General features: G+C 62.3%; 17 protein-coding genes. 6 read left to right on the forward strand and 11 right to left on the reverse strand.

The window, feature by feature from the left end; translation table 11 throughout:
* Positions 1 to 62 precede the first annotated feature (62 nt).
* Both ASD44_RS17685 and ASD44_RS17690 read left to right on the forward strand, forming a co-directional pair.
* The gene (locus ASD44_RS17685; RefSeq protein WP_156459882.1) at positions 63 to 965 is read left to right on the forward strand and encodes a GlxA family transcriptional regulator; all 903 of its coding nucleotides are present in this window, start codon (positions 63 to 65) and stop codon (positions 963 to 965) included.
* A 112-nt stretch (positions 966 to 1,077) separates the two neighbouring features.
* Complete coding sequence (locus ASD44_RS17690) at positions 1,078 to 2,763, forward strand: VWA domain-containing protein (RefSeq protein WP_244478799.1); 1,686 nt, start codon at positions 1,078 to 1,080, stop codon at positions 2,761 to 2,763.
* Between the two features lie 57 nt (positions 2,764 to 2,820).
* Here the strand turns inward: ASD44_RS17690 and edd are convergent, their stop codons facing one another.
* From edd to zwf, 3 genes are read right to left on the reverse strand one after another with little or no spacing between them, the layout of a single operon-like run.
* Positions 2,821 to 4,644 (reverse strand): phosphogluconate dehydratase, encoded by a 1,824-nt coding sequence (gene edd, locus ASD44_RS17695; protein WP_056114978.1) that lies wholly within the window; start codon positions 4,642 to 4,644, stop codon positions 2,821 to 2,823.
* Between the two features lie 49 nt (positions 4,645 to 4,693).
* Entirely contained in the window at positions 4,694 to 5,392 is a 699-nt protein-coding gene (gene pgl, locus ASD44_RS17700; protein WP_056114981.1) for a 6-phosphogluconolactonase, read from the reverse strand.
* A 4-nt stretch (positions 5,393 to 5,396) separates the two neighbouring features.
* Positions 5,397 to 6,866 carry a glucose-6-phosphate dehydrogenase gene (gene zwf / locus ASD44_RS17705; protein WP_056114984.1) on the reverse strand — a complete coding sequence of 490 codons (1,470 nt, stop codon included), beginning with the start codon at positions 6,864 to 6,866 and terminating at the stop codon, positions 5,397 to 5,399.
* A 236-nt stretch (positions 6,867 to 7,102) separates the two neighbouring features.
* On the opposite strand from zwf, the gene ASD44_RS17710 reads away from it, so the two are divergent.
* A complete protein-coding gene (locus tag ASD44_RS17710; RefSeq protein WP_056114987.1) occupies positions 7,103 to 8,578 on the forward strand; it encodes an aldehyde dehydrogenase family protein in 1,476 nt (491 codons plus the stop codon).
* A gap of 24 nt (positions 8,579 to 8,602) precedes the next feature.
* A complete protein-coding gene (locus ASD44_RS17715) occupies positions 8,603 to 9,349 on the forward strand; it encodes an SDR family oxidoreductase (RefSeq protein WP_056114991.1) in 747 nt (248 codons plus the stop codon).
* Positions 9,350 to 9,384: 35 nt separating this feature from the next.
* Here the strand turns inward: ASD44_RS17715 and ASD44_RS17720 are convergent, their stop codons facing one another.
* Positions 9,385 to 9,963 (reverse strand): TetR/AcrR family transcriptional regulator, encoded by a 579-nt coding sequence (locus ASD44_RS17720; protein WP_056114993.1) that lies wholly within the window; start codon positions 9,961 to 9,963, stop codon positions 9,385 to 9,387.
* Between the two features lie 47 nt (positions 9,964 to 10,010).
* On the opposite strand from ASD44_RS17720, the gene ASD44_RS17725 reads away from it, so the two are divergent.
* Entirely contained in the window at positions 10,011 to 10,544 is a 534-nt protein-coding gene (locus ASD44_RS17725; RefSeq protein ID WP_056114996.1) for a dihydrofolate reductase family protein, read from the forward strand.
* 29 nt (positions 10,545 to 10,573) lie between these two features.
* On the opposite strand, the gene ASD44_RS17730 is transcribed toward ASD44_RS17725, so the two are convergent.
* The 4 genes from ASD44_RS17730 to ASD44_RS17745 form a co-directional block, all read right to left on the reverse strand.
* The gene (locus tag ASD44_RS17730; protein ID WP_082542583.1) at positions 10,574 to 11,386 is read right to left on the reverse strand and encodes an SH3 domain-containing protein; all 813 of its coding nucleotides are present in this window, start codon (positions 11,384 to 11,386) and stop codon (positions 10,574 to 10,576) included.
* Positions 11,387 to 11,565: 179 nt separating this feature from the next.
* Positions 11,566 to 12,852: an FAD-binding oxidoreductase gene (locus tag ASD44_RS17735; protein ID WP_056116475.1), complete on the reverse strand. Its 1,287-nt coding sequence runs from the start codon at positions 12,850 to 12,852 to the stop codon at positions 11,566 to 11,568.
* A gap of 26 nt (positions 12,853 to 12,878) precedes the next feature.
* Positions 12,879 to 13,688 carry an alpha/beta hydrolase gene (locus ASD44_RS17740; protein WP_056115004.1) on the reverse strand — a complete coding sequence of 270 codons (810 nt, stop codon included), beginning with the start codon at positions 13,686 to 13,688 and terminating at the stop codon, positions 12,879 to 12,881.
* A gap of 28 nt (positions 13,689 to 13,716) precedes the next feature.
* Positions 13,717 to 15,138, reverse strand: a complete 1,422-nt coding sequence (locus ASD44_RS17745; protein ID WP_056115008.1) for a glutamine synthetase family protein — start codon at positions 15,136 to 15,138, stop codon at positions 13,717 to 13,719.
* Between the two features lie 148 nt (positions 15,139 to 15,286).
* On the opposite strand from ASD44_RS17745, the gene ASD44_RS17750 reads away from it, so the two are divergent.
* The gene (locus ASD44_RS17750; RefSeq protein ID WP_056115010.1) at positions 15,287 to 15,991 is read left to right on the forward strand and encodes an HAD family hydrolase; all 705 of its coding nucleotides are present in this window, start codon (positions 15,287 to 15,289) and stop codon (positions 15,989 to 15,991) included.
* A gap of 5 nt (positions 15,992 to 15,996) precedes the next feature.
* Here ASD44_RS17750 and ASD44_RS17755 read toward each other — a convergent pair whose 3' ends face one another.
* The 3 genes from ASD44_RS17755 to aceA all read right to left on the reverse strand — a co-directional run bounded on the left by ASD44_RS17755 (position 15,997) and on the right by aceA (position 18,252).
* Positions 15,997 to 16,377, reverse strand: coding sequence for a response regulator (locus ASD44_RS17755; protein ID WP_082542584.1), 381 nt, complete (start codon positions 16,375 to 16,377; stop codon positions 15,997 to 15,999).
* A 291-nt stretch (positions 16,378 to 16,668) separates the two neighbouring features.
* Positions 16,669 to 16,911, reverse strand: a complete 243-nt coding sequence (locus ASD44_RS17760; protein WP_056115015.1) for a hypothetical protein — start codon at positions 16,909 to 16,911, stop codon at positions 16,669 to 16,671.
* Positions 16,912 to 16,962: 51 nt separating this feature from the next.
* Positions 16,963 to 18,252, reverse strand: a complete 1,290-nt coding sequence (gene aceA, locus ASD44_RS17765) for an isocitrate lyase (protein WP_056115018.1) — start codon at positions 18,250 to 18,252, stop codon at positions 16,963 to 16,965.
* Between the last annotated feature and the right edge of the window lie 188 nt (positions 18,253 to 18,440).

Consider the following 18,440-nt stretch of genomic DNA (forward strand, 5'->3'; position numbering starts at 1 on the left):
TCGCGGGAGGCCCCGTCCAGGGCGGCAGGCAATTCGCCTTCCTTCTGGTAGACAAATTCCCGATGTTCTCGCTGGCGGCGGCGATCGACACGTTTCGGTCGGCCAACCGCCTGCTCGGCCGCGATTTCTATGGCTGGACCACGATCTCTGCCGATGGCGAGGCCGTCATGGCGTCCAACGGCCTGCCGATCAAGATCGACTATTCAGTGGCCGACATTCCGCCGGTCGATATTCTCTTCGTCTCAGTCGGTCTGACCACGGAATTTCCGGGCAAAAGCAAGGTGCTTTCAGCTCTGCGCGGTTGGGGCCGCCGTGGCGGTGCGCTCGGCGCGCTGTCGGTCGGCTCCCATCTTCTGGCCGAGGCCGGCCAGTTGGACGGTTACCGCTGCACCATCCACTGGGAAAACCGCGCCGGCTTCATGGAACGGTTTCCGGACATAAACTGCACTGGCAACGTCTTCGAGATCGACCGCAAGCGCTACACCTGCGCCGGCGGCATCACCTCGATGGATCTGATGCTGGAAATCGTCCGCGGCGATTTCGGCCCTGGCCTGGCAAATGGCGTCGCCAATCAGTTCCAGCATGAGCGCATTCGCTCGGCAGGCGACCGCCAGCGCGTCGGCCCCGAGCGCGACCTGACCGGCAAGTCCGACAAGCTGCGGCGCATCGCCGAGCTGATGTCCGATCATCTCGATGAACCGCTTTCGGCCGTGCAGCTGGCGAAATCGGCGGGCCTGTCCGTCCGTCAGGTCGAACGTCTGTTCCTGCGCCATCTGAAGGTGACGCCCGGCCGCTACTACATGCGGCTGCGGCTCGAACGGGCGCGCGAACTGCTGCGGCAGACCAACATGCCGATCCTCGATGTCGCCATCGCCACCGGCTTTACCTCGCATTCCTATTTCGCCCAGAGCTACCGGCTGCAATTCGGCCGCCCGCCTTCCGAGGAACGGCGCACGACCTATTGATCGCTGGGGAAGTCAACGTTGCATGTTTTAAACAAGTCGCTGCCTTGTCCGCGTCCGGAGGCTCCTTTAGCCTGCGCCGCTGTCAGATGCGGGGATTCGGATGTCGTTGTTCATGAGATCGCTTGCGGCGCTGTGCCTTGCGGCGTTTTACACTTCGGCAGCGTCCGCCGCCGACCGCGTCATCATCGTGCTCGATGCTTCCGGCTCCATGTGGGGGCAGATCGACGGCAAGCCGAAGCTGGAAATCGCGCGCCAGTCTCTGCGCACGGTCTTGCAATCCGTGCCAGGCGATCGCGAAATCGGCCTGATGGCCTATGGCCACCGCGACAAGAATTCGTGCCAGGATATCGAGCTGATCGTGCCGCCGCGCGCAGGCTCGGCCGGGGCCATCGCCTCTGCCGCCGATTCGATGAAGTTCCTTGGCAAGACGCCGCTGACCGATGCCGTCAAGCAGGCCGCCGAGGCGCTGAAGTATACCGAAGACAAGGCGACGGTCGTTCTCATCACGGATGGTCTTGAAACCTGCGAGGGCGACCCGTGCGCGCTGGGCCGGGAGCTGGAGGCGGCCGGCGTCGATTTCACCGTCAACGTCGTCGGCTTCGGCCTGACGGATGCAGAGGGCAAGCAGGTCGCCTGCCTCGCTGAAAGCACCGGCGGCAAATACATCCAGGCGTCCGACGAGAAGTCTTTGCAGCAGGCGCTGGCCGAAACGGTCTCTGCGCCGAAGCAGGCGCCATCCACGCCGCCGGCCTCTTCACCAGCACCGGCGCCGGCGTCTGAATCCGCTCCGGCTCCGGAACCTGTTCCGGAGGCACAGAAACCGGAGTTCAACTTCCTGCCGACAACCGTTTTTTCTGCCGGTGGCGATCCGGTGACGGATGGCAACGCCTATGAAATCTACAAGGCCAAGGACGACGGCTCGCAGGGCGAGTACCTCACCACGGAATATGGCGCCTACAAGGGTGACCTCGACCCCGGCGACTACCTCGTCGTCGCCCGCAATGGCGAGGCGAAGGTCGAGCAGAAGCTCAAGGTCGAGCCGGGGCAGGTTTACAAGCAGGTCTTTGTCCTCAATGCCGGAACGCTGGTGATACGGCCGCGCGCAAGCCAGGGCGCTGAAATCAATGTCAGCGCCCGCGTCGATTTCGCTTATCCCGGCGGCACCACCACCACCTATGGCGAAACGAAGATCGTCGTGCCGGCCGGCGAGCAGAAGGTCACTGTCGGCATCGGGCAGGGCAACGCGACGGAGACCGTGCAGCTTGCGGCCGGCCAGACGGTGGAGAAGGATATCGTCGTTGGCGTCGGCCGCGTCGTCATCAACGCGTTCTATGCTCTGGGCGGCGACAAGATCGAGATGCCGGGCCTCGCCTTCCAGATCGTCAAGGCCCAGAAGAAGACCGACGGCACCCGCCAGGACGTCGAGCATTCCTACGGGCCGGACAGCACATTCGACCTGCCGGCCGGCGATTATGTCGCCGTCGCCACCGCCGACCTTGCCAGTGTCGAGCAGCCCTTCAACATTCGTGTTGGCGAAACCAAGGAGGTCGAGGTGGATATGAATGCCGGCGTGCTGTCGATCAGCGCTCCCGGAGCTTATTCGATCGAGATCGTCGCCGCGAAAAAGGATATCCAGGGCAATCGAACGTCGCTGGGATTGAACTATGGCGACAAATGGAACCAGACAATGAAGGCGGGCGACTACGTCGTCATTCGTCACCAGCCTGACAATGGCGGCGAGCGGGAAAGACCGGTTACGGTCAGGCCGGGCGGCCGGGCCGAAATCACCGTTCAGTAAGGCGGCGTTTCATGAAAAAGGGCGTTGCGAGGCGCCCTTTTTGCCGGGGATCAGCTCTCAGACGTTGCCGAACGCGCTCGCTCCATGGTCGGCGCGCGCGGCCAGTTGCCGGAAGCCTGCGAACAGATCGCGGCCCATGCCGAACTCGTTGCCGCTCAGATCGGCGCTGGCCGGATGGCGCAGGGCGAAGTCGCCCGCCGGCACCAGCACTTCCAGCGTGCCGGCCTCGCCGTCCAGCCGGATGATGTCGCCTTCCTGGATGCGGGCGATGGGTCCGTCTTCCAGCGCCTCGGGCGTTACATGGATCGCCGCCGGCACCTTGCCGCTGGCGCCCGACATGCGCCCGTCCGTCACCAGCGCAACGCGCTGACCACGGTCCTGCAAGATGCCGAGCACCGTGGTCAGCTTGTGCAGTTCCGGCATGCCGTTCGCCTTCGGTCCCTGGAAGCGGACAACCGCGACGAAATCGCCGGTCAGTGTTCCGGCCTTGAACGCGTCGTTCAGTTCCTGCTGGCCGTGGAAGATCTTTGCCGGCGCCTCGACGACGCGGCGCTCCGGCTTGACGGCGGAGGTCTTGATGATCGCATGGCCGAGATTGCCGTTCAGCACCTTCAGTCCGCCAGTCGACTGGAATGCCTTGGTGTAGGGCACGAGAACCTTCTCGTCGCCGCTTTGCATCGGCGCTGGCTGGCGCGCCACCGCGCCGTCCGCGCCCAGTGTCGCCTCGACCGTATAGTGCCGCAGGCCTTCGCCCCATATGGTCTGCACGTCTTCATGCAGAATACCGGCGTCGAGCAGTTCGCGGATCAGGAACCCCATGCCGCCAGCGGCATGGAAGTGATTCACGTCAGCCAGCCCGTTCGGATAGACGCGCGCCAGAAGCGGCACGGCTTCGGAAAGGTCGGAGATGTCCTGCCATGTCAGCTTTATGCCAGCCGCCGCCGCCATCGCGATCATGTGGATCGTGTGGTTGGTCGAGCCGCCGGTGGCGTGAAGGCCGACCAGACCGTTGACGATGGAACGTTCGTCGATCATGCGGCCGACCGGTATGTAGTCGTTGCCGAGGGCGGTGATCGCCAGCGCGCGCTTGGTCGCCTCGCGGGTCAGCGCCTCGCGCAGCGGCGTGTTCGGGTTGATGAACGAAGCGCCGGGCGTATGCAGGCCCATGATCTCCATCAGCATCTGGTTGGAGTTGGCGGTGCCATAGAAGGTGCAGGTGCCGGGGCCGTGATAGGATTTCGATTCCGCTTCGAGCAGTTCTTCCCGCCCGACCTTGCCCTCGGCATAAAGCTGACGCACGCGCGCCTTTTCGTCATTCGGCAGGCCGGTTGTCATCGGCCCGGCGGGAACGAAAACAGCCGGCAGGTGCCCGAAGGTCAGCGCGCCGATCAGAAGGCCGGGCACGATCTTGTCGCAGACGCCGAGGAATATGGCCGCGTCGAACATGTTGTGCGAAAGCCCGACGGCGGTCGCCATCGCGATCACGTCGCGCGAGAACAGCGACAGTTCCATGGCTGGCTGGCCCTGGGTGACGCCGTCGCACATGGCCGGCACGCCGCCCGCCACCTGGGCGATGCCGCCCGCCTCGGCCGCAGCCTGCTTGATCAGCGCGGGGAACGTCTCGAACGGCTGGTGCGCCGAAAGCATGTCGTTATAGGCGGTGATGATGCCGATGTTGGGAACGCGGTCACCGCCCAATGCCACCTTCTCCGAAGGGCTGCACACGGCAAAGCCATGGGCGAGGTTGCCGCAGGACAGAACGGCGCGGTTGGCGACCTGGCTCGACGCCTCGGCGATACGGCCAAGATAAATCTCTCGCGTCGGTCTGGAGCGTTCCCGTATACGGTCCGTGATGGCTTCGATGTCACGTCTGGCGGTCATGGCTATGGTCCTTGTCGGGCCTCGCCACAGGCAGGGCCCGTTTGGTCGGTCAGGGCGCCCAGAAAACCTGGACGGTTCGGGGCGAAGCTTCGATAACGGCGCGGATGGGCTTGATCTCGCCCGCTCCCATGACCGTCTCGAACACCTCGCGTTTCTCCTCCCCTTCGATATGCAATGCGAGAAAACCGGCGGCGACGATCGGTGCAAGCGACAATGTCAGTCTCGGCTCGCCAGCGCTTTGCGCCTGGACCGGCATGACGAACTCCCCCGATGCGGGGTCCAGCAAGACGTCAAGATGCTCCGCGTCGGGAAAGAATGAGGCGGTATGGCCATCGGTTCCCATGCCGAGCACGACGGCGTCGAAGGGCAGGGGTAGTTTGTTGATCGTTGCGCCGGCCTCGGCCGCCGCTACGGCGACATCTTCGTCCGCGTGGTAAAGCGGCACGAAGCGCGCTGCCGCTGCCTTGTTCTGCAAAAGGTTCGCCGCGACCAGCGCAGCGTTCGAACGCGGTGAGGTTGGCGGCACGAACCGCTCGTCCACCAGCGTTACCGTGACCTTGCTCCAGTTGATGTCGACTTTGGAAAGGGCGGTGAAGAACCGGCCGGGCGTGCTGCCTCCGGAAACCGCGAGTACGGCTCCGGCCTTGCTGTCAACGGCGGCCTGCAACAAACCGGCGATACGCGTTGCAAAGGCCTCGGCGAGGCTTTGCCGGTCGGGGAAGGCATTCCATTGATAAGTTGCGGACATCCCTTCAGGTGCTTTCGTGCCAGGTGCGGCCGTCGCGTTCGATCAACGCGATGGAGGCGGACGGACCCCAGGTTCCGGCTGTATAACCCTGCGGGTCCTGGCCGTTCTGCTCCCAGGCATGCAGGATGGGATCGATCCACGTCCAGGCTGCTTCCACCTCGTCTCGGCGCATGAACAGCGTCTGGTTGCCCCGGACGACGTCCATGACCAGCCGCTCGTAAGCCTCCGGCGCGCGACCCTGGAAGGATTGCGCGAAGCTCATGTCCAGCGGAATCTGGCGCAGCCGCATACCGCCCGGGCCGGGATCCTTGACCATCAGGAACTGCTTGACGCCTTCGTCCGGCTGCAGGCGGATGACGAGCTGGTTGGGATTTACGTTGCCCGCGCTCTCGCCGAAGATCGAATGCGGGATCTGCTTGAACTCGATGACGATCTCGGACACGCGGGTGGCGAGCCGTTTGCCGGTGCGCAGGTAGAAAGGCACCCCGGCCCAGCGCCAATTGGCGATTTCAGCCTTGATGGCGACGAAGGTTTCGGTGTTGCTGTCGTTGCCGAGCTCCTCGACATAGCCCTTTACCGGTCCGCCGGCGGAAGCACCGGCGCGGTATTGGCCGCGCACCGTCGATTTCGGCGCCTCGTTGCCGTTCAGGCGCTTCAGCGCCCGCAGCACCTTGAGCTTTTCGTCGCGGACCGCGTCGGCCTCCATCGAGGCGGGCGCTTCCATCGCCACCAGGCAAAGAAGCTGGAGGATGTGGTTCTGCACCATGTCGCGCAGCGCTCCGGCCTTGTCGTAATAGGTGACGCGGTCCTCGAGCCCCACGGTTTCCGCCACGGTGATCTGGACGTGGTCGATATGGGCGGAATTCCAGAGCGGCTCGTAGAGCATGTTGGCGAAGCGAAGCGCCATCAGGTTCTGCACCGTTTCCTTGCCGAGATAATGGTCGATGCGGAAGATCTGGTGTTCGTGGAAAGCCTCGCCGACGAGGTCGTTCAGCGCGCGGGCCGAATCGAGGTCGCGGCCGATCGGCTTTTCCAGAATGATGCGGGAATTCGCCGTCACCATGCCGTGTTCCTGCAGCCGGTGCGAGATGTCCCCGAACAGCGACGGCGCGACGGCCAGATAGAAAGCGCGGATGCGGTCGCTGTCGCCAAGCGCCTGCTTCAGATCGCCGAAACCCTCGCCGCTCCGCGCGTCGGCCGAAACATAGGAAAGACGCGCCAGCAGCTTGTCCAGCTCGCCGGCGTCGATGTCTTCAGCCTTCACATGCTGGGTGATGGCCTGTTTCGCGAAGGCCCGGAATTCCTCGTCGCTCATCCTGGTTCGCGAGGTGCCGATGATGCGCGTCGGCTCGGAAAACTGGTGGTCGCGCTGGCGGTAGTAGAGGGCGGGCAGAAGCTTCCGCTCCGAAAGGTCGCCGGTGCCACCGAAGATGATGAAGTCGAAAGGCTCTACGGGAATGATCTGACTGGTCATGCGCTGCTTGTTCCAAACCGTCCGGTTTTCCGGCGGATATAATCTAATCGATTTAAATTTGCCAGCCCAATTCGGCTGTTTCTCGCTTGCACGTCATCGTTTGCTTGCGCCACGGTGTCACATCAGCCGCTCATTATTGGACCAATGTGGACAGGGAATGACGCGCAATAGTCTTCAGTGCTTGCGCCGGCAACACAGATGTCGGATGCAGGAAGCTAAAGGGAGCAGATACCGCGATGGACGTGCATCTTTCGACGACGGTCGCCGAAGGCGTTGCTTTCCGGCAGTTGATCGGCGGCAAGGCCGTCGATGCTGGGTCCGGCGCGCGCATCGACGTTGTTTCGCCGTCGACCGGACAGGTCTTCGCCTCGATACCGGCCTCGGATGCCGCCGATGTCGACCGCGCGGTCAAAGCCGCACGCACGGCATTCGACAGCGGGCCGTGGCCGAAAATGTCCGCGGTCGAACGCGGACGTCTGCTCACCCGCCTCTGCCAACTGGTGGAAAAGAACGGCAGCGAACTGGCCGCGCTCGAATCGCGCGACACCGGCAAGCCGCTCCGGCAGGGGCGGGCGGATGTCGTCGCCACGATGCGCTACTACGAATTCTACGGCGCCGCCGCCGACAAGATCCACGGCACCACCATTCCGTTCCTCGACGGCTACACGGCGCTGACGTTGCGCGAGCCACATGGCGTCGTCGCCGGCATCATCCCGTGGAACTACCCGCTGCAGATTCTCGCCCGCGTGGCTGGCGCGGCGCTGGCCATGGGCAACACGCTGGTGGTGAAGCCCGCCGAGGACGCTTCGCTGACCACGATCCGCATGGCGGAACTGGCTCTGGAAGCAGGATTTCCGGAAGGCGTCTTCAACGTCATCACCGGCTATGGACGCGACGCGGGCGCGGCGCTGTCCGCTCATCCGTTAGTCGACTATGTCACCTTCACGGGTTCCACCGGCACCGGCACGGCCATCCAGCAGGCCGCGGCGCAGAACAATCACGGCGTCACTATGGAGCTCGGCGGAAAATCACCGCAGATCGTCTTTGCCGATGCCGATATCGAGAAGGCCGCGCCGGTTCTGGTCAACGCCGTCATTCAAAATGGTGGGCAGACCTGCTCGGCAGGCAGCCGCATTCTCATCGAGCGCCGCATATATGACGATCTCGCCGCGATGCTGGCGACGCGCTTTTCGGCACTGGTGGCGGGGCCGCACGATGCCGACCTCGATCTCGGCGCGCTCGTCAACAGCAAGCAGAAGGCGCGTGTCGCAGCCATGGTTTCCCAGGCCGAAGCAGCTGGCGCGCAGATCCTGGCTCGGGGCACGGTTCACAAGGATGCGCCCTCCGGCGGATTTTATTTCGCGCCCGCCTTGTTCGGCGGCGTCGATCCTGCCTCCGCATTGGCGCAGGAGGAGGTGTTCGGCCCCGTCCTGGCGCTGTTTCCCTTCGACGGTGAGGAGGAAGCGATCCGCCTGGCCAACGGCACCGACTACGGCCTCGTGGCCGGCATCTGGACGAAGGACGGCGGCCGCCAGCATCGCGTCGCCAAAAGCGTGCGGGCCGGGCAGGTGTTCGTCAATGCTTATGGCGCGGGCGGCGGCATCGAACTGCCGTTCGGCGGCTTCAAGCGGTCCGGCCACGGACGCGAGAAGGGCTTCGAAGCGCTCTACGACATGTCCGCCACCAAGACGGTGGTATTCCATCATGAGTGAAGTCAAACAAGCGGCGAGGATCGGATGCGTCTGAAGGACAAGGTTGCAGTCATAACCGGAGCGGCATCGGGTTTTGGCGAAGGTATGGCCCGGCGTTTCGCCGAGGAGGGCGCCAGGGTTGTGATCGCCGACCTCAACGGCAAGGCCGCGGAGCGCGTGGCCGGTGAGATCGGCAAAGCCGCCATCTGGACGCAGACCGACGTTTCCCAGCGCGCCGAGTTCGACGAGATGATCGCCGCGACGCTGGATGCGTTCGGCCGCGTCGACATCATGGTCAACAATGCCGGCTACACCCACCGCAACGGTGATCTGCTTGAGGTCGATGAGGCGACGTTTGATCTGGTCACCGCCGTCAACATGAAGGCAATCTACCACTCGACGCTGTGCGTGGTGCCGCTGATGGAAAAGCAGGGTGGCGGCGTCATCCTCACCACGGCATCGACGGCAGGCCTCAGGCCGCGGCCAGGACTGACCTGGTACAACGCCTCCAAGGGCTGGGCGATCACCGCGACGAAGTCGATGGCGGTGGAACTCGCGCCGAAGAAAATCCGCGTCAACTGCCTGTGTCCGGTGGCGGGTGAGACCGCGATGCTTGAAAAATTCCTCGGCGCCGACACACCGGAAATTCGGGCGAAATTCCGCGCCTCGATTCCGCTCGGCCGGCTGTCAACGCCACTCGACATCGCCAACGCGGCCCTCTGGCTTGCATCCGACGAAGCAGCCTTCATCACCGGCGTCGCGCTGGAGGTGGATGGCGGTCGCTGCATCTAGGTTTTTGGCGGCTTTGTCGATTTCAGCTGGGGTTTTCAACGGGGCGCGTTGCGGTTCTTCGCCAGCGCGCTTCCGCACCAGTCTTCCAGCGCTTTGCGGATCGCTACATCGGGCGCGCCATTTCGCGTAAACGCCCACCAGGTCTGGGCGCCAAGCCAGACGCTCGCCATCTGCCAGCCCAGGCGCTCGCCTTCCTGAGCGGCGTCGAGGCGTCTTCCCAGGATGTTGGCGAGACGCGTTCCCCAGTCAGCCCCTCTCGCGCGCAGGACTGGATTGCGGATGTCTTCGCGCAGCAGAAGCAGGCCGTCGGTCGCGTTTTTCTCGGCGGCCTCAGGCGGCATCAGGCGGAGCAGGATACGGATCGCGCCGTCCGGTGTCAGCGGTTCTTCCGCGTCCGCGTCCGCGGTTTCGGCATCCAGCCGATCCCATGCGCGCAATAGCGCCGCCTCGAGCAGAGCATCCCGATTACCGTAGCGTTGCACCAGCGTTGCTGGCGAAAGCCGGGCAGCTTGTCCCGCGCGGGCGAAGGTCAATCCCGCCGGGCCGGTTTCGGCAATCAGGTCCAGTACAGAATCCAGCGCTGAATCGTCGGAAATGCTCTTGGTTCGTCCCATGGTCTAATATAAATGAATATTCGTTTATATTGCAAGGAGCATGATCAGTGGCCAAAATCCTGGGGTATATCGCCGTCAGCCTGGATGGCTTCATTGCGACGAAAGATGACAGTCTGGATTGGCTGTTCAAGTACGATGACATGGATCTCGGCGAGCACGACTATCGCCTGTTCCTGCAGGGCATCCGTACCGTGGTGATGGGGCGCGGAACCTATGATTTCATCGCGCGCGAACCTGCGCCCTGGGCCTATGGTGACAAGCGGGTTCTGGTCGTCACCTCGCAGCCCATCAGCGACCCGAAAGGTCCAATGGAGGTTAGGGCGGATATCGACGCGCTGATAGCCGAGTTGCGGACGCTGGACGATGGCGATGTCTGGATGCTTGGCGGCGGGCGGTTGCAGATGGCTTTCCTGGAACGCGGCGCGCTCGATGAAATTGAAATCTACGTCATCCCCGAGATGCTTGGGGGCGGAAGGCCGCTCTTTCCGGCAACCGGCTTTACGGCCAGCCCCACGCTGGTCAGCGCGCAATCGATGCCGAAAGGGGGCGTCCGGCTGCACTATCGTTTCGGTGCAGCCTAGCGAATTGGAAGGTAGGGATTGCGCCGCTCTTATCCGCCGGTGCGCACGAAGCTTTTGTAGATCCAGCCGCGCTTGCCCTTGTAGATCACCTGGCACCACTGGTTGCAGGAAAGCACCTCGACGGAGGTTTTCGCCGGGATCGTGCCGATAGCGGAAGCGCCTTTCTTGGGACCGCTGCGCATGGTCACGCCGCGCAATATCTGTCCGCTCTTGCCGTCTGTTTCCGCCTCTGCCTTCTCGGTATTCGCTTGCTTGGCAGGCGTCTTTGGCCTCGGCGTCGGTATGGCTGCTGTTTCGGCCCCGTCCGGATGGGCCAGCTTCTCCGCCGCCTGGCCGGCGTCGCCCTTGTCGGACGAATTCGCATAGGCGAGTTCCTGGTCGGTGTCGCCCTGTTCCGGTTCTGCGTCGCGCGCTGTCGCGACGACGGCGCTTTTGGCCTCCTCGTCGATGGGACGCGGGGCTTTGACGCCGGAAGCAGCCACAACGGGTTTTGCGACTTCGGCCGATGCGGTCTTGCTGAGCGTAGAAGGAGGCGTTTTCGCAGGTATTGCGGCGACATCGGCCGCTTGTGGCTTGCCCGCCACGATGGCGGGCTTTGCAACTGAAGCGAATTCAGTGGTTTGCGCCGGCTTGGGATCGGCAAAGGCCTGCCGTTCGCCGCTTGGCATGGCAAACCAAAGTGCACCGCCGGCAACACCGAGCAGCGCCACGGTGCCGACACCCGCGATGATCAGATGCGACTGCGACTTGATGTCGTGCCAGAGCGACGGCCGCGCGGCATAGCCGTACTGCATCGACAAACGCTGCTGTTTTGGCGAGCCGAAACGGAAAGGCCCCTTCACTTCAGCCACCTCTCAAAAAGGGCCGATGTTCTTCATGCTTAAGGACAAGGTCCTTGAATGTGCATCGGTCCCACAAGCGGGCAATACGCGAAACGTCGCTTTGTATTGCACCCCCGCAACAATTTAAATGATAAATTGTGGCATCTCTGCGCTCTTGGTCGCGAAATCAACATCGAAAACTAGATTCGGTCGCGAAGTGCGTACCAGTTGAGCGCCAGGAAGAGCAGCGGGGCGCGAAGGCGGCGGCCGCCGGGGAAGGCAGGAATCTTCAAATCTTCGATCAGTTTGAGCCGGTCGCGGTTGCCTGAAACGGTTTCTGCGTAGAGCTTGCCGACGAAGTTCGACAGCATCACGCCATGGCCGGAATAGCCGCCCGCCGAGATGACGTTCGGCATCACCTCGCGCACGAAAGGCTTGCGTGGCAGCGTTATGCCGACATAGCCGCCCCAGCCATGGGTGATCTCGACATCTTTCAACGCCGGATAGAGTTCGCCGATCTGCCGGCGGATATGGATATGGATGTCCTTCGGGTCGTTGACGCCGTAGATTTCGCGTCCGCCGAACAGCAACCGGCCATCTTTCGATTTGCGGAAGTAGCGCACCACGAAGCGGGAATCGTCGACCGCCTCGCCGCCGGGCAGCACGGTTGACTCAGAGCCAAGCGGCACGGTCGCGCCGATGAACGAGCCGATCGGCATGATATGCGCTGCGCTCACCGGCTCGAGATCGCCGCCATAGGCGTTGACCGCAATCAGGCATTTGTCTGCCTTCACCGTGCCTTTCGGCGTCGTCACCCGCACTTTGCCACCAGCGGAGATGATGCCCGTCGATGGGGTATTCTCGAACAACTGTGCGCCGGCTTCGGCGGCAACCCGCGCCGTGCCGATCACCAGCTTGAGCGGATGGATGTGGCCGGTGCCGGTGTCGCGCGTACCGCCGAAATAGCGGTTGGAGCCAAGCCGCTCGGCTGTTTCGGCAGCGTCCATGAAGGCGACATGCGGGTAATTGAAACGCTCCGCCATGATCTCGGCATGCGCCTTGTAATCATCGACATAACGCCGCTTGTGGGCGACCGAGAGCTGTCCCGGTATATAATCGATGTCGATGCCGTTCGCCGACGTGAATTCCAGAAGATGCGCCTTGGCCTCCTCGGCGACGTCGAATAGTGCCCTGGCGCGCGTCAAACCGTAATCGGCTTCGAGTTCCTCGGCCCATGCCCTCTGGCCGGTGCCAAGCTGTCCTCCGTTGCGCCCGGATGCGCCGTCGCCGACCCGGTGCTGCTCCAACAGAACCACGTTGACGCCGGCTTTTGCCAGATGCGCCGCGGCTGACAATCCCGTGTAACCGCCACCAACGATGACGACGTCAGCTGTCTTGTCGCCATCGAGCGCCGCATAGACCGGACGCTCGCCGATACTGTCCTCATACCAGGAACGGCCGGGGGAGATGGGGGATTGATAGGCAATCATAGGCAATCATAGGATGCTGTGGCTTATGCTCCCAGCCCCTTCGCCTTTAGCCAGGCCAGAGAATCTTCAGCCAGTTGCGGCCAACCGCTATCGCAGATCAGGGAATGGCCGCGATCATCATAGCGCTTGTATTCGGTCGAAGCTGACGAGTTTCGATACTGCTTGAACGTCGAACGGGTCAAAACATCCGGAACGGTGTGGTCCAGCTTGCCGGACATCAGTAGCAGCGGACCGCGCTTTGCATTGGCCGTGTCGACCTTTGCCGGTGAGTTTGGAATGAAATTCCCGAGCGCCAATTGGAATAGCGGCCTGGCTGGGCTCGGTATCGTCCACTTGCTATACATCTCGTCGCATTCTTGCTGCGACACCGCATTGGCGAAGCCAAAGCGGAACTGGGCGGGGTTCAGCGACACCGCCCGCTTCGTGTTCGCAGGGTTGCTCAGAAACGCGATGGTGGAGCGGGCCTGCGCTGGGGCAATGGCGAACACGCCTTTGATCTGCCCCGGACAAATGGCGATGGCGGCACGACCCAGATCCTGACCGAGCAGATGCTGGACAATGAATCCGCCGACCGAATGCCCGATCAGGATCGGCTTGCTCGGGAGCTTGCGGATAATGTCGGCATGATGTGTGGAAATCTCCATCAATCCTACACCGGCCTGCTGGTCCGGATGTTTGCGCGCCTCGGCAACGCTGTTGGGGACACCCGGCCATTCTGGCAGTATCGGCTCGTAGCCGGCTTCCCTGAACCGTTCGGCCCAGCCTTCCCAGCTGGAGGAGTGCAGCCACAATCCATGCACGAACATGACCGGTGTGCGTTCAGCTTTTGCCATGTCTATTGTCTCCGATCGACGTTGACTTTTAAACGTTCAGCAGCAGATATTCCCGTTCCCACGGACTGATAACCTCCATGAACGTCTCGAACTCGGCCCGCTTGATGGCGGCGTAGGTCGAGGCGAAGGTGGCGCCCAGCATGGCTTTCAGGTCCTCATCCGCTTCCAGCAGGTCGACTGCCTCCAGAAGTCCGCGCGGCAGGTCGATTTCAGCTTCGTTCGCCGTGGTCAGGACCGGAGGCTCCGCCTTCGTCTTGCCGATCAGGCCGATGAGGCCGCATGCCAGCGATGCCGCCAGAGCGAGATAGGGGTTGGCGTCCGACGAGGGGATGCGGTTTTCCACACGCCGTGCCGATGGATCGGAACGCGGAACGCGGAAGGCCGTGGTGCGGTTGTCGTAGCCCCACTTGTTGTTGACCGGCGCCGAAGCGGCCTGGGTCAGACGGCGATATGAGTTCACGTAGGGCGCGAACATCGCCATGGCGTTCGGCACGTGCTTTTGCATGCCGCCGATGAAATGGAAGAAATCGTCGCTTTCAGAACCATCCTCTTTCGAAAAGATGTTCCTGCCGGTTTTCTTGTCGATGATGGACTGATGGATGTGCATGGCCGATCCCGGCTGTCCCTGGATCGGCTTGGCCATGAAGGTGGCGTATATCTCATGCTTCAGCGCCGCTTCGCGGATCGTGCGCTTGAACAGGAAGACCTGGTCGGCCAGTTCGACGGGATCGCCGTGGCGCAGGTTGATTTCCAGTTGGCCCGCGCCTTCCTCATGGATCAGCGTGTCGATCTCCAGCCCCTGGCTCTCCGAGAAATGATAGATGTCGTCGATCAGTTCATCGAACTCGTTGACGCCGGCGATCGAATAGCCCGCGCCTCCGCCGATGGCGCGGCCGGAGCGCCCCACCGGCGGGGTCAAAGGGTAGTCGGGATCCGGATTCTTCCGCACCAGGTAGAACTCGATCTCCGGCGCCACGACAGGTCTCAGACCGCGCTCGTCGTAGGCCGCTATCACCCGCTTCAGGACGTTGCGAGGCGTGAATTCGACGGCGCGGCCATCCTGATGCACGAGATCGCAGATCACCTGCGCGGTCGGATCGTCTTCCCAGGGAACCTCCGAAAGCGTCGACAGGTCCGGCACCAGCTTCAGGTCGCCGTCGTCTTCCGGGTATTGGAAGCCGTTGCCGTTCTCCGGATAGTCGCCGGAAATCGTCATCATGAACGGCGCCGATGGCAGCGCCAGCGACGTGTTGGAGGTGAATTTCTTCGATGGCATCATCTTGCCGCGGGCCACGCCGGCCTGATCGGGCGTGATGCATTCGATGTCTTCGATACCGCGCCATTCCAGCCAGGCGCTGGCCTCTTTCCAATTCCTCACGCCCCTGTGGTTTTTCACGAAAGCGGGCGTACGGGCTCGCTTCGGGCGGGCTTCCTTCTTTACAGGCGGCATCAATCACCAGACAGGTTGCGGATTTTGAAGTATAGCCGCGCCATCCGGCAGAAGGGAAGCTGGCGAGGCGATTTACGTCGGCGAGCGCTTCATTCCCGCGACAAAACGCATTAGGTCATGATCTGGAAAGACTGGGCTTCGGAATTCGATGAAATCTGGGAATCTGACCACAATCGGCTTCGATGCCGACGACACGCTCTGGCAGAACGAGCAGTTCTTCCAATTCACTGAGAAGCGCCTGACGGAACTGCTTGCCGACTATGCCGGCGAAGAGCATGTTTCGCACCGCCTGCTCGAGGCCGAGAAGCGTAACATCGGTGTCTACGGCTTCGGCATCAAGGGTTTTACCCTGTCGATGATCGAGACCGCCATCGAAGTGACGGAAGGCCGGATCACTGCCGCCGGAATCGCCGAGATTCTGGCTGCCGGGCGCGAAATGCTGGCGCATCCGATCGAGATACTGCCGCATGCGGGCGAGGCGCTGGAGGCGCTGGCCGGAACGTATCGGCTCGTGCTCGTGACCAAGGGCGACCTGTTCGACCAGGAGCGCAAGCTGGCGCAATCGGGACTGGGCGAGTTGTTCGAGGCTGTGGAGATCGTCAGCGCCAAGACGCCGGAGACCTATTCGCGCGTCTTCGCCCGTCACGGCGACGGTCCGCGGAAAAGCATGATGGTTGGCAATTCGGTCAAATCGGACATCATACCGGCCATCGAGGCCGGAAGCTGGGCCATACATGTTCCGCACGATCTGACTTGGGTTCTGGAACAGGTCGAGCCGCCGCTGGATGCGCCACGGTTCAGGCAGATTCCCGACCTTGGTCAACTTCCGGAGATTGTCCGGGAGATTGGGTAAGGCAGCTACCGGTGCTGGCCGGCAAGCCGGCTGAGCACCGGCTGAAGCAGTTCGGGCGTGATCGGCTTGGCGACGACCGCGTCGATCACGCTGGAGACTTCCATGTCGCCGTCGGCTCCGGTCTTGGTCGAAAGCAGGATGACCGAGGGCTTGTTGCCGGACGCGCGACGCATCGCCTCGAGGTCCGAGAGAAGCGCGTCGCAATCCCTGTTGTCTGCACCGCCATCGAGCACCACGGCGCAAGGCACAAGGGTCTTGAGGGTCTTGGAGGCCATTTCGGGCGTTTCCGATATTGGCCTCATGCCGGACCGTTCGACGATCTTCGAGACGACGACGAGATTGATCCGCGATCTGCCGACGACGAGAACCCTGGAAAAATCAGCCATCATCCCCCCGCCTCACCCCCGCATTCTTTGCTAGTCGTCTTTGTTGGCTGTCAAGAACAGCATTGTCAGACTAACTTTCAATGTCAGGTTGAGATTTGCGAACAGATGGTTGAGATCATTGGTGATGTCAAGTGCAGCTCGGGACCGCCTGCGAAGGGTGCATAAAAATAGGCGGGGCCATCCAGTCACATTTTTTCGAACGAGAGCTTTTTGACGAAAGAAACAAACATATCACCTGAATTGGCGGCAATTGTCTCAGGTGATATGTTTTAAAAATCAAAGGACAGGAGGTCAGCCGACGGTCTGCTGGGTGACGATCACCGGAATCAGGAGATCGCCCCAATTGCCGTCGCCGCCATGATGCCGCGCGGAGCGAACCAGTTCGACGGACACGCCTGCCTCCACCGCATTCATCACCGACTGGTTCAGCCTGTGCAGATCGTTGGCGAGCATGCGGATCGTCGCCTGCTGGTTGCTGCTCATCGCCGATGATTGCTCCTCGGTGCGTTCCTTGACCCGGCTTATCGATGCCATTTTTCTTCTCCTTGGTTGTCGAAGCCCTCTCGGGCGTTTCCTCTGGGGTTGTTATTCGGCCGCCGCCCTGAACTGGGCGTGCTCGGTCGATTCATGCATGGCGGTCGTCGAAGACTGGCCGCCGGTAATCGCCATCGACACCGCGTCGAAATAACCGGTGCCAACCTCGCGCTGGTGCTTGGTCGCGGTGTAGCCATTGGCTTCCGCTGCGAATTCCGCCTCCTGCAACTCCGAGTAGGCAGCCATCTGCCGGTCCTTGTAGCCGCGCGCCAGCTCGAACATGCCGAAGTTGAGCTGATGGAAGCCGGCCAATGTGATGAACTGGAACTTGTAGCCCATGGCGCCGAGCTCGCGCTGGAACCTGGCGATGGTCGCGTCGTCGAGGTTTTTCTTCCAGTTGAACGAAGGCGAGCAATTGTAGGCGAGCTTCTTGCCCGGATGCGCCCTGTGTACCGCCTCGGCGAACTTCCGCGCCTGGTCGAGGTCCGGCTTGCCGGTCTCCATCCAGATCAGGTCGCAATAGGGCGCATAGGCGATGGCGCGGGCGATGCACGGCTCGATGCCGTTCCGCACCTGATAGAAACCTTCCACCGTGCGCCCGGCGTCCTGGTCGACAAAGGGCCGATCGCGCTCGTCGATGTCGGAGGTCAGAAGCTTGGCGGCCTCGGCGTCGGTGCGCGCCACGATCAGCGTCGGCGTCCCCATCACGTCGGCGGCCAGCCGCGCGGCGTTCAAATTGCGGATATGCGCCGCCGTCGGGATCAGCACCTTGCCGCCGAGATGGCCGCACTTCTTCTCCGAGGCCAGCTGATCCTCGAAATGGACGCCGGCCGCGCCTGCTTCGATGAACGCCTTCATGATCTCGAAGGCGTTGAGCGGTCCGCCGAAACCGGCTTCCGCATCAGCCACGATCGGCGCGAACCAGGTATCGACTGACAGGCCCTTTCCTTCCGAAACCTCGATCTGGTCGGCGCGCTGCAGCGTGCGGTTGATGCGCTTGACCAGCTCCGGCGCGGCGTTGGCGGGATAGAGCGACTGGTCGGGATACATGGCCGAAGCGGTGTTGGCGTCGGCGGCGACCTGCCAGCCGGACAGGTAGATCGCTTTCAGCCCGGCGCGCACCTGCTGCATGGCCTGGTTGCCGGACATGGCGCCCAGCGCGTTGACGAAATCCTCCTCGTTGATCAGCCTCCACAACCGGTTGGCCCCGTTCTCGGCCAGCGTGTGGCGGATCTGGACCGACCCGCGCAGCCGCCTGACGTCTTCTGCGGAGTAAGGCCGTTCAATGCCTTCGAAGCGGCTTTCGGGCGCGGAAGGAACGAGATTGTAAAAATCGGTCATAAGTTTCTCCGATCGAACTGTTCAAAGGCGAGGCGAGTGTGCTGCCTTGGTGGAATGTTGTGACTTGATTGACATTCAAGCGACAAAGAGGCCAGAAGAACCGTGATATGGCCGCGAAAATTAGAGAAAACCTGTATTGTGCTTGACTGAACGGCGTTGTAAATTTGTCAAAATTGTAAAATTCATGT

Origin of the sequence: Mesorhizobium sp. Root554 (assembly GCF_001427025.1) — a bacterium.
Taxonomy (GTDB): domain Bacteria; phylum Pseudomonadota; class Alphaproteobacteria; order Rhizobiales; family Rhizobiaceae; genus Mesorhizobium.